Consider the following 10446-nt stretch of genomic DNA (forward strand, 5'->3'; position numbering starts at 1 on the left):
GCGCGCCGCGCGCCGGCGGCAAGTCAAAGAGCGGTTTCATGTCCAGCCTCGAAGAGAAGTGGGACGAACGGCACCGCGAGCAGCAGTGACCGGCCCGTACCGCCCTCCACTTCGCTCCCCGGCGCCCTGATAACGGCCGGCAAGACGCCCCGGGGACGCCGTCCAGGCAGCGCAGAGTCCATCCAGAACCGTGGGGACCCGAGATTCGGGTCCCTTTCGTTGTTTAAGTCATCGTTTGGGCGCCCCTTTCCCTCCACCTCCCTCCACGGCCGTGGCGCGGGCCGCAATCCGCCTCGTGGCGGGCCGCGCCCGCCGCCATGTTTCGCAACACGCCGCCCACGGACACACCACATCGTTGACGGTGGAGTGAAGTGGAGTAGGGTGGGGCTTGTAAGAGGGAAATGGAGAAGCGGGGATCGGTTGGACCCCTGATTCGAAGGCGGTGGGGGATGTTCCTTGGGACACATTCGCCACGCCTCGATGAGAAGGGCCGGATCATCCTTCCCGCCAAGTTCCGCGAGGAACTGGCCGGTGGACTTGTGCTCACACGAGGGCAGGAACACTGCATTTACATCTTCAGTGCCAGGGAATTCGAAAAGGTCCACGAGCAGATGCGGTCGGCACCCATCTCCAACCGCCAGGCGCGGGACTACATTCGGGTTTTCCTCTCTGGAGCCTCTGACGAAGTGCCTGACAAGCAGGGTCGCGTGACCATTCCGGCCACGCTGCGCGCCTACGCAGGACTCGACCGCGAGCTGGCCGTCATCGGCGCCGGCAACCGGGCCGAGATCTGGGATGCGACTGCTTGGGCGGACTACCTGGCGGAGCAGGAGAAATCCTTCTCCGAAACGGATGACGTGGCCATACCCGGCCTCATCTAACGGTAGGTATCCAACAGGCACGACACGTGCGAGTGGGGGATCTGACGCCAGGTCTCCAGCCGCCCGACACGACCTTTCCTGGCTCACCTTCCCCGGAGCCAGGCAGGGACGCTGTCCGGTGCGGAGGGGGACCTGGCGGCAGAAGTCCCGCAGCCGGCATCCAAATGCAGCAGGGTCCATCGGCCGGGACAGATCAAGGGCAAGGAGGCGTGATGACGTCGGATACCCCCACGCCACCCACCTCCGAACGCCACACCCCCGTCCTCAAGGACCGTTGCATCAACCTCCTGGCCCCCGCCTTCGAGCGGGCCGTCGCCGAGGGCCGCACCCCCGTCGTCATCGATGCCACGCTCGGCATGGGCGGGCACAGCGAGGCCATGCTCCAGCGCTTCGACACGCTCCACCTGGTCGGCATCGACCGGGACGCCGAGGCGCTCGGCCTGGCCGGGGCGCGGCTGGCCCCGTTCGAGGCCCGCACCGATCTGGTCCACGCCGTCTACAACGAGATCCCCGACGTGCTGGCCGATCTCGGCCTCGACACCGTCGACGGCGTCCTGATGGACCTGGGCGTCTCCTCCCTGCAGCTCGATGAGCGCGAACGCGGCTTCGCCTACTCCTATGACGCGCCGCTGGACATGCGCATGGACACCAGCCGCGGGCCCACGGCCGCCGACGTCGTGAACACCTACGCGGTGGAGGACCTGGTCCGCATCATCCGCACCTGGGGCGAGGAGAAGTTCGCCGGCCGGATCGCGAACCGGATCGTCGCCGCCCGCAACACGGCCCCGCTGCACACGACCGGCGAGCTGGTCGAGATCATCCGCAACGTCGTCCCGGCGGCGGCCGCGCGCACCGGCGGCCACCCGGCCAAGCGCACGTTCCAGGCCCTGCGCATCGAGGTCAACGAGGAACTCGACGTGCTCGAGGCGGCCGTGCCGGCGGCCGTCGACGCCCTGGCCCTGCACGGGCGCGCCGTCGTCATGTCCTACCACTCGCTCGAGGACAAGATCGTCAAGGCCGTGTTCGCGGCCGGTTCGCGTTCCTCCGCCCCGGCCGGGTTCCCGGTGGAGCTCGAGGAGCACAAACCCACCCTGAAACGGCTGACGAAGGGGACCGAAATCCCCACGGACGCCGAAATAACCGAAAACCCGCGCGCCGCCTCGGCCCGGTTGCGCGCGGTCGAGAAGATCCGAGTCAGGAGTGCCCGATGAGCCAGGCAGCACGACGCCCCGCGAACCTCCCCGCCACCGCGGTTGCCGGCAGCAATGCGCTGGCACCCGTGAGTGCCCCGGACCACTTCCCGGACCACGCCAGCGGGCCGGCCCCGCGCCGGCGCACCCCGCTGGCCGTGGTGCCCGCCCCGGCGCGCCGCGGCAAGACGCCCGTCGTCGTGTTCCTGTTCGGCCTGCTGGTGCTCGCCCTGGCCGCCGTCCTGGTCATCAACGTCTCCGTCTCGCAGGGACAATACGAGCTGGTGGCGCTCAAGGCCCACCAGGATGACCTGGCGAAGTCGAACCAGGACCTGGAGCAGAAGCTCGGCGCCGCCACCGCACCCCAGAACCTGGTGGAACGGGCCAAGGGCCTCGGCATGGTCCCGGCCACGTCCATGGGGCAGATCAACGCCGACACGGGGACGGTCTCCGGGAACCCGCAGCCGGCGAAGGCCGGGACCGAGGGCCTGGCCGTCATCCCGCCGGCCGCCATCGACACGCCCGCGGAAATGGCGCCCAGCAACGTCGACGCGGCCGCCGCGGCGGCCGGAAACGATGTCTCGGACAACGCCGCCGCCACGAGGGAGGCCGTGAGGGACACGGCCGCGAAGGAGGCGGCCCGGAAGATTCCGGCCCGCAAGATTCCGGCGGCCCCGGCGGCCGTGACACCCGACCTGCACGGCGGCAGCATCCCCGCCCCCAGCCAGAAAGCCAGCTAAGGTCGTAGGCAGGGGCCGGACCGGGCGGCACAGCCCGGCCGGCAAACACCCCGGCGAGAACGCAAGGACAAGACGGACGTGGCACAAACCCCCAAGAAGCCCGCGCGCTCCCGCTCCGGCACGCTCCAGGCCATGGGGCGCAACCGGATCCGGCTGGGCCTGTGCGCCATGCTGGTGCTGCTGCTCATCATCGCCGGCAAGCTCTTCCTGATCCAGGGGCTCGACGCCGGCGGGCTCGCCCAGGCCGCCGAGAAACAGCGCACCGTGGTCCAGACACTGCCGGCCGTGCGCGGGAAAATCGTCGACTCCGAGGGTCGCGTCCTGGCCGAAAGCATCGTCAGGTACAACATCACCGTCTCCCCGGTGAACAACACCGACGCCGACACGTACCAGCACTGGAACGCCACGACGCAAAAATGGGACGAGGTCGCCCGGGACGACGGCCTGCGCCAGCTCTCCGGCGCGCTGGGCCTGCCGTTCGACGCCGTGAAGAAGGCGGCCACGGGCACCGGCAACTTCGCGTACATCACCAAGAACGTCAGCCCCGCCGTCGAGGCGAAGGTCATGGCGCTGGGCGTGCCGGGCATCTACTCGGAGGCCGTGAGCCGGCGCGTCTACCCGATGGGGGCCGTGGGCGGCAACATCGTCGGATTCCTCGGCCAGGACGGCACGCCGCTGGCCGGGCTTGAACTGACCCTCAACGACAAGCTCAAGGGCACGCCCGGCTCCCGCACGTTCCAGGCCGGTGCGAACGGCATCATCATCCCCACGGCCCCGGTCGAGACGGTGCCGCCGGTGGACGGGCAAACCGTCAAGCTGACCATCAACCAGGACATCCAGTACTACGCCCAGCAGGCCGCCGAACAGCAGAAGAAGCACTACACGGCGCAGTGGGCCACCATCGTCGTCGTCGAGGCCAAGACCGGCAAGCTCGTGGCCCTGGCCGACACCAGTCCGGTGGACCCCAACGACCCCGGCAAGTCCGCCGCGGCCGATCGCGGCGCGCGGTCGGTGAGCGCCGTCGTCGAACCCGGCTCCACCGACAAGATCATCACGGCCTCCGCCGTCATGGACAAGGGCCTCATGACGCCGTTGTCGCACGTGCTCGTGCCGCCGGAGTACACCGTGGACGGGCAGACGTTCACCGACGCGTTCCCCCACGGCACCGAGCAGCGCACGCTGGCCGGCATCATCGGCGAATCACTGAACACCGGCACGGTCATGTCGGGCCAGAAGCTGACCCCGCAGGAACGCTACGACTATTTCCGCAAGTTCGGCGTCGGGCAGAAAACGGGCATCCCGCTGCCCGGCGAGAGCCCCGGCATCTTCGCCACGCCGGACCAATGGGACGGCCGCCAGCAGTACACCATCCTGTTCGGCCAGGGCGTGGCGCAGACGCCGCTGCAGACGGCCATGGTGTACCAGACCATCGCCAATGGCGGCGTCCGGCTCAAGCCCCGGCTGGTCGACTCGTACACGTCCGCCGACGGCACGGTGGACACGCCCAGGCAGGAGCCCGGCATCAAGGTGATCAGCCCGCAGGCGGCGCAGCAGGACCGCGATATGCTCGAAAGCGTCGCCACCATGGGCGACGCGCCCGACGTGAAGATCCCCGGCTACCGGGTGGGCGGCAAAACCGGCACGGCCGAGGCGCCCGCCGAGGGCGGGCTGAGCGGCTACACGTCCTCGTTCATCGGCATGGCGCCCATGGACGATCCCCGGTACGTCGTGGCCATCACCGTCCAGCGCCCGCAGGGCCTCATCTACGGCGTCACCCAGGGCTACACGTTCAACGACGTCATGGGGCAGGTGCTGCGCACCTTCGACGTGCCGCCGTCGACCACCCCTCCCGTCAAGCTTCCGCAGTTCTATAAGTAAGAGGCACCGCAATCGTGACACCAGATTCCCCGCCCGCCCACGCCGGCCTGCCCTTCCGGCCACGCCACGGCACCCCCGTCGCCCTGGCCGAGGTGGCCGCCGTCGCCGGCGCCCGCCCGCCCGCCGACGGCGCGCCGGCCGTGACCGGGGTGAGCCTGGACTCGCGGGCCGTCGCCGCCGGCGACCTGTACGTGGCGGTGCCCGGCGCGCACCGGCACGGCGCCGAGTTCGCCGCGCAGGCCGTCGCCGCCGGTGCCGCCGCGATCCTCACGGATGACGACGGCGCCAGGCTGGTTGCCAGGGCGGTCGGCACGGGTCCGGTGCCCGTGCTGGTCGTCCCGTCGCCGCGGGCCGTGCTGGGCCGGGTGGCCGCACGCATCTACGGCAAGGAAGCGTCGTCGTTGCCGGTGTTCGCCGTGACGGGCACGAACGGCAAGACCACGACCACGTACTTCATCAACTCGCTGCTGCGCGCCCTGGGCCGGCGCACCGGGCTGATCGGCACCATCGAGATCCTGGCCGGCGACGAGGCGATCCCCAGCAAGCTGACCACGCCCGAGTCGACGGACGTGCATGCGCTGCTGGCCCTCATGGTGGAGCGCGGCCTCGACGCGGCGTCCATGGAGGTGTCCTCGCACGCGCTGGCGTTCGGCCGGGTCGACGGGGTCCGCTTCGACGTGGCCGGCTTCACCAACCTGACGCAGGACCACCTGGACCTGCACGGCAGCATGGACGACTACTTCGCCACGAAGGCGCAGCTGTTCACGCCGGAGCGCGCCCGCCGGGCCGTCGTGACGGTCGATGACGCGTGGGGCGCCCGGATGGCGGGGGCCAGCGCCGTGCCCACCGCGACGCTGGCAACCGGCGCACACGGTGCGGCCGCCGACTGGCGCGTGAGCAGCCCGCGGCGGGAGGGCACAGGCACCCGGTTCACGCTGGCCGGCCCGGACGGGGCGAGCCTGGACGTGCACAGCGGCCTGCCCGGCGGCTTCAACGTGGCCAACGCGGCGCTGGCCACCGTCATGGTCGTCGAGCACCTGCGCGGCGCGGGCGTTGCCGATGCCGTCACCCTCGTGCAGCGGGCGTTGGACGCGCACGCGCCGTTCGGCGTGGCCGTGCCCGGACGCATGCAACTGGTCGGCACGGCACCGGCCGCCATCGTCGACTTCGCGCACAACCCCGACGCGCTGGTGCGGGTCCTGGATGCGGTGCGCCCGGCGCCCGGGGCGGGCCGGACCATCATCGTGTTCGGCGCCACGGGCGAGCGGGACGTGACGAAACGCCCGATCATGGGGGCCGTCGCCGCCGAGGGCGCGGATGTGGTCATCGTCACGGACGACGACCCGCACGGCGAGGAACCCGCCGGCATCCGCGCCGGCGTGCTGGCAGGTGCCCGGGAGGCCGACGCGAACGGTGCGCTGGGCCGGGTCATCGAGGAGGTCGGCGACCGTGCCGCGGCCATCAACCGCGCCGTGGAACTGGCCGGCCCGGCCGACGTGATCCTGGTGGCGGGGCGCGGCCACGAGGTGTTCCAGGAGGTCGCCGGCGTCAATGTGGCGCTCGACGACCGGGTCGAATTGCGGGCCGCGCTGGCCCGGTTCGGATTCCCCTCCCTCGATGCCGGCGCGATAGAGTCCTAGATTGAGATGATGCATTTTTCCGCGGCCGCCATTGCCGCACTAACCAATGGCCGACTGTCCCCGGGCACCGATCCGGACACCCGAATAGCCATTGGCGGCATCGTCACCGACTCCCGCCAAGCCGTCCCCGGAAGTCTGTACGTGGCCAAGCCGGGAGAGTTCGCCGACGGGCATGATTTCATCCAGGCGGCCCTGGCCAACGGCGCCGTGCTGGTGCTGGCGGAGCGCGAGACCACGGACGGCGAGGGCGCCCCCGTCCCGGCCGTCATCGTCGCCGACGCGGTGCTGGCCATGGGCGCGTTGGCCGCCGAGGTGGTGCGGCGCATCCGCGCGCATTCGCCGCTGACGGTCATCGGCATCACCGGCTCCGCCGGCAAGACGACCACGAAGGACCTGCTGGCCGCCATCCTGGCCGAGGCCGGCCCCACGGTGGCGCCGCAGGGCTCGTACAACGGGGAGGTCGGCGTGCCGTTGACCGTGTTCCGCGCCGACGAGACGACCCGGTACCTGGTCATCGAGATGGGCGCGACCGGCATCGGCCACATCACCTACCTGGCCGGGCTGGTTCACCCCGACATCGGCGTCGTCCTCGGCGTCGGAACCGCCCACGCGGGGGAGTTCGGCTCGGTCGAGAACATCGCCGTCGCCAAGGGCGAACTCGTCGAGGCGCTGGGCGCCGCGGGAACGGCCATCCTGAACCACGACGACCTGCGCGTGCGCGCCATGGCCGGCCGCGGCCCGGCGCCGGTCCTGTACTTCACGAGCGCCGAGGCGCCCGGCGCCGACCCGGCCATGCTGCGGGCCGTGAACGTGGCCACCGACGACGAGGGGCGCCCCGGCTTCGACTTGTTGCTTCCGGGCGAGACATTCCCGGGAGAGGGCGCGCCCGGCAGCCGGCACGTCGCCGGCCGCCTGCTGGGCCTGCACCACACCACGAACCTGCTGGCCGCCGCGGCCGCCGCGCACGCCGCGGGCGTGGACGCGGACACGATCGTCGCCGTGCTCGGGCGGCGGGGGGCGGCGAGCCGCTGGCGCATGGAACGCGTGGACCGCGCCGACGGCGTGAGCATCATCAACGATGCCTACAACGCCAACCCGGAATCCATGCGCGCCGCCCTGCGCACGCTGGCCGAACTGGGCGCGAAGGGCGGCCGGCGCACCTGGGCGGTGCTCGGCGAGATGCTGGAACTCGGCGACGCCTCCGTGCTGGAGCACGACGCGATCGGCCGGGTCGCCGTGCGGCTGAACATCTCCAGGCTCGTCGTGGTCGGCGCCGGCGCGCGCGCCATGCACGTGGGCGCGGTCATGGAGGGCTCCTGGGGCGACGAATCCGTGTTCGTGGCCGACGCGGACGCCGCCGAGGCGCTGCTGCGCGGGCAGCTGCGCCCCGGCGACGTGGTGCTGTTCAAGTCCTCCAACGGCGCCGGGCTGCGGCATCTGGGCGATCGGATAGCATGGGGCCCAGCCGCTGAAAGGACGCACCAATGATCGCACTGCTCATGGGCGCGGGACTGGCGCTGGCCTTCTCCATGATCGGCACGCCGCTGTTCATCAAGTTGCTCGTCCGCAAGGGCTACGGCCAGTTCATCCGCGACGACGGCCCCACCTCGCACCACATGAAGCGCGGCACGCCCACCATGGGCGGCACCGTCGTCGTGGGCGCCGTCGTGGCCGCCTACCTCATCACGCACCTTGTCCTGTGGCTGATCAACCCGGCCTCGCCCGGGCCCAGCGCGTCGGGCTGGCTGATGCTGTTCCTCATGGTCGGCATGGGCCTGGTCGGGTTCCTGGACGACTTCATCAAGATCTCCAAGCAGCGCAGCCTCGGCCTGGACGCCAAGGCGAAACTGGTCGGCCAGGCCGTCATCGGCATCGCGTTCGCGGTCCTGGCGCTCGGCTTCCCGGACCGGCACGGGCGCACCCCGGCCAGCACGTACATCTCGTTCGCCCGCGACCTGCCCGGGCTGAACCTGGCGTTCGGCGGCGCCGCCCTGGGGCTGATCCTGTTCATCGTCTGGTCGAACCTGATCATCACGGCCGCCACCAACGGGGTGAACCTGACCGACGGGCTCGACGGGCTCGCCACCGGTGCGGCCATCCTCGTGTTCGGCGCCTACACGCTCATTGGCATCTGGCAGACCAGCCAGCAGTGCGGCGGCCGCCGGCTGGCCCCGGACTCCGTCTGCTACGACGTCCGCGACCCGCTCGACCTGTCGATGCTGGCCGTCATCATGTTCTCCGCACTCATCGGCTTCCTGTGGTGGAACACGTCGCCGGCGAAGATCTTCATGGGGGACACGGGCTCGCTGGCCATCGGCGGTGCCATCGCCGGCTTCGCCATCCTGTCCCGCACCGAGCTGCTGCTGGCCATCATCGGCGGCCTGTTCGTCATGATCACGCTGTCCGTCATCATCCAGGTCGGCTTCTTCAAGCTCTCCGGCGGCAAGCGCGTGTTCCGCATGGCGCCGCTGCAGCACCACTTCGAACTCAAGGGCTGGGCCGAGGTGACCGTCGTGGTCCGCTTCTGGATCCTGGCCGGGCTGCTCGTGGCCGCCGGCCTGGGCGCCTTCTACGCTGAATGGATCGTACGACTGTGAGCCCTTCCCGCCTGGACGCGTTGACCAGCTGGAACGCCGACTGGCGCGGCCTGCGCGTCGTCGTCGCCGGCATCGGCAAGACCGGTTTCTCCGCCGCCGACACGCTGGCCGAACTCGGCGCCCGCGTCGTCGTCGTGGCCGCCTCCGACGACGGGCAGGCGCGCCGGCACGCCGAGACCCTGCGCATCGTCGGCGTGGCCGACGTCGTCCTCGGCGCCGCCACGTCCACCATCCTGCCACCGGTCGACGGCCAACCGGCCGAACTTGTCGTCACGAGCCCCGGCCTGCCCCCGGACCACCCGCTGCTGGCGGCCGCCGCCGCGACGGGCATCCCGATCTGGGGCGACGTCGAGCTGGCCTGGCGGGTGCGCCGGCGTGAGGGACGCCGCACGGCCGAATGGATCGCCATCACCGGCACGAACGGCAAGACGACGACCACCACGATGGTGGAGTCCATGCTGCAGGCCGCCGGGCTGCGCGCCATCGCCGCGGGGAACATCGGCACTCCCATCCTCGACGCCGTGCGTGACCCGGAGGGCTACGACGCCCTGGCCGTTGAACTGTCCTCGTTCCAGCTGCACTGGACCGAATCCATGGCGCCGCTGGCCAGCGTGTGCCTGAACCTGGCCGAGGACCATGTCGACTGGCACGGCGGGTTCGACGCCTACGCCGCAGACAAGGCCAAGGTGTACGCGAACACGCGGGTCGCCTGCGTGTACAACGCCGAGGACGCGGCGACCGAGCGCATGGTCGAGGCCGCCGACGTGCAGGAGGGGGCCCGTGCCATCGGCTTCACCACGGGCATGCCGGCCGTCAGCATGGTCGGCGTCGTGGAGGACCTGCTCGTGGACCGGGCGTTCCTCCCCGAACGGCGGGACTCCGCCGTCGAACTCGCCAAGCTCGCCGACATCGCCGACATGGTGCCCCGGCACCTGGTCGCCAATGCGGCCGCCGCGGCCACGCTGGCGCGCGCCTACGGGCTCACCCCCGAGCACGTGCGCGCGGGCCTGCGGGCGTACGACGTCGGCGCCCACCGCATCCAGCCCGTCGCCAGCGCCGCCGGGGTGCTGTGGGTGAACGACTCGAAGGCCACGAACCCGCACGCGGCCGCCGCGTCGCTGGCCGCGTTCGGTTCCGTCATCTGGATCGCCGGCGGCCTGTCCAAGGGCGTCGAGTACGACGACCTCGTCCGCGCCCACGCCGGCCGCCTGAAGGCAGTGGTGCTGATCGGCACGGACAGCGGCACGCTGGCCGGGGCGCTGGCACGACACGCCCCCGACGTCCCCGTGTTCGCGGCCGTCCCGGGCGACACTGGAGGGGAAGAAGTCACGGGGGCCACCGTCATGGCCGCGGCCGTGGCCAGGGCGGCCGCCCTGGCCGGCGAGGGCGACACCGTGCTGATGGCACCGGCATCGGCGTCCATGGACCAGTTCTCTTCCTACGCCGATCGCGGCCAGTCGTTCATCAACGCCGTGCGGGGGCTGCTGGAGGGGCAGGCGGAGACCGCGAAGGAGTCATAG

8 protein-coding genes are annotated in these 10446 nt (G+C 71.1%); all 8 read left to right on the forward strand.

Annotated elements, in window-relative coordinates; all coding sequences use genetic code 11:
* The first annotated feature begins 449 nt into the window (after nucleotides 1–449).
* The 8 genes from mraZ to murD all read left to right on the forward strand — a co-directional run bounded on the left by mraZ (nucleotide 450) and on the right by murD (nucleotide 10446).
* Nucleotides 450–881: a division/cell wall cluster transcriptional repressor MraZ gene (gene mraZ / locus EJC77_RS17395; protein ID WP_125615607.1), complete on the forward strand. Its 432-nt coding sequence runs from the start codon at nucleotides 450–452 to the stop codon at nucleotides 879–881.
* A gap of 212 nt (nucleotides 882–1093) precedes the next feature.
* A complete protein-coding gene (gene rsmH, locus EJC77_RS17400; protein WP_125615610.1) occupies nucleotides 1094–2092 on the forward strand; it encodes a 16S rRNA (cytosine(1402)-N(4))-methyltransferase RsmH in 999 nt (332 codons plus the stop codon).
* A complete protein-coding gene (gene ftsL, locus EJC77_RS17405) occupies nucleotides 2089–2811 on the forward strand; it encodes a cell division protein FtsL (protein ID WP_125615613.1) in 723 nt (240 codons plus the stop codon). The genes rsmH and ftsL overlap by 4 nt, the downstream gene beginning before the upstream one ends.
* A gap of 78 nt (nucleotides 2812–2889) precedes the next feature.
* On the forward strand, nucleotides 2890–4689 hold the full coding sequence (locus EJC77_RS17410; RefSeq protein WP_338069497.1) for a peptidoglycan D,D-transpeptidase FtsI family protein: 1800 nt from the start codon (nucleotides 2890–2892) through the stop codon (nucleotides 4687–4689).
* A gap of 14 nt (nucleotides 4690–4703) precedes the next feature.
* The gene (locus EJC77_RS17415; protein ID WP_420820335.1) at nucleotides 4704–6329 is read left to right on the forward strand and encodes a UDP-N-acetylmuramoyl-L-alanyl-D-glutamate--2,6-diaminopimelate ligase; all 1626 of its coding nucleotides are present in this window, start codon (nucleotides 4704–4706) and stop codon (nucleotides 6327–6329) included.
* Nucleotides 6330–6335: 6 nt separating this feature from the next.
* The gene (locus EJC77_RS17420) at nucleotides 6336–7817 is read left to right on the forward strand and encodes a UDP-N-acetylmuramoyl-tripeptide--D-alanyl-D-alanine ligase (protein WP_125615619.1); all 1482 of its coding nucleotides are present in this window, start codon (nucleotides 6336–6338) and stop codon (nucleotides 7815–7817) included.
* Nucleotides 7814–8926, forward strand: a complete 1113-nt coding sequence (gene mraY, locus EJC77_RS17425; RefSeq protein WP_125615622.1) for a phospho-N-acetylmuramoyl-pentapeptide-transferase — start codon at nucleotides 7814–7816, stop codon at nucleotides 8924–8926. The genes EJC77_RS17420 and mraY overlap by 4 nt, the downstream gene beginning before the upstream one ends.
* Nucleotides 8908–10446, forward strand: coding sequence for a UDP-N-acetylmuramoyl-L-alanine--D-glutamate ligase (murD, locus tag EJC77_RS17430; RefSeq protein WP_125615625.1), 1539 nt, complete (start codon nucleotides 8908–8910; stop codon nucleotides 10444–10446). Before mraY ends, murD begins: the two co-directional genes overlap by 19 nt.

The organism is Specibacter cremeus (genome assembly GCF_003946885.1).
In the GTDB taxonomy this organism is placed as follows: domain Bacteria; phylum Actinomycetota; class Actinomycetes; order Actinomycetales; family Micrococcaceae; genus Specibacter; species Specibacter cremeus.

Excerpts from the sequence above, each read along its gene's own strand:
- mraZ (WP_125615607.1), top strand. The coding sequence starts at position 450 with ATGTTCCTTGGGACACATTCGCCACGCCTCGATGAGAAGGGCCGGATC.
- rsmH (WP_125615610.1), top strand. The coding sequence starts at position 1,094 with ATGACGTCGGATACCCCCACGCCACCCACCTCCGAACGCCACACCCCC.
- ftsL (WP_125615613.1), top strand. The coding sequence starts at position 2,089 with ATGAGCCAGGCAGCACGACGCCCCGCGAACCTCCCCGCCACCGCGGTT.
- EJC77_RS17420 (WP_125615619.1), top strand. The coding sequence starts at position 6,336 with ATGATGCATTTTTCCGCGGCCGCCATTGCCGCACTAACCAATGGCCGA.
- mraY (WP_125615622.1), top strand. The coding sequence starts at position 7,814 with ATGATCGCACTGCTCATGGGCGCGGGACTGGCGCTGGCCTTCTCCATG.
- murD (WP_125615625.1), top strand. The coding sequence starts at position 8,908 with ATGGATCGTACGACTGTGAGCCCTTCCCGCCTGGACGCGTTGACCAGC.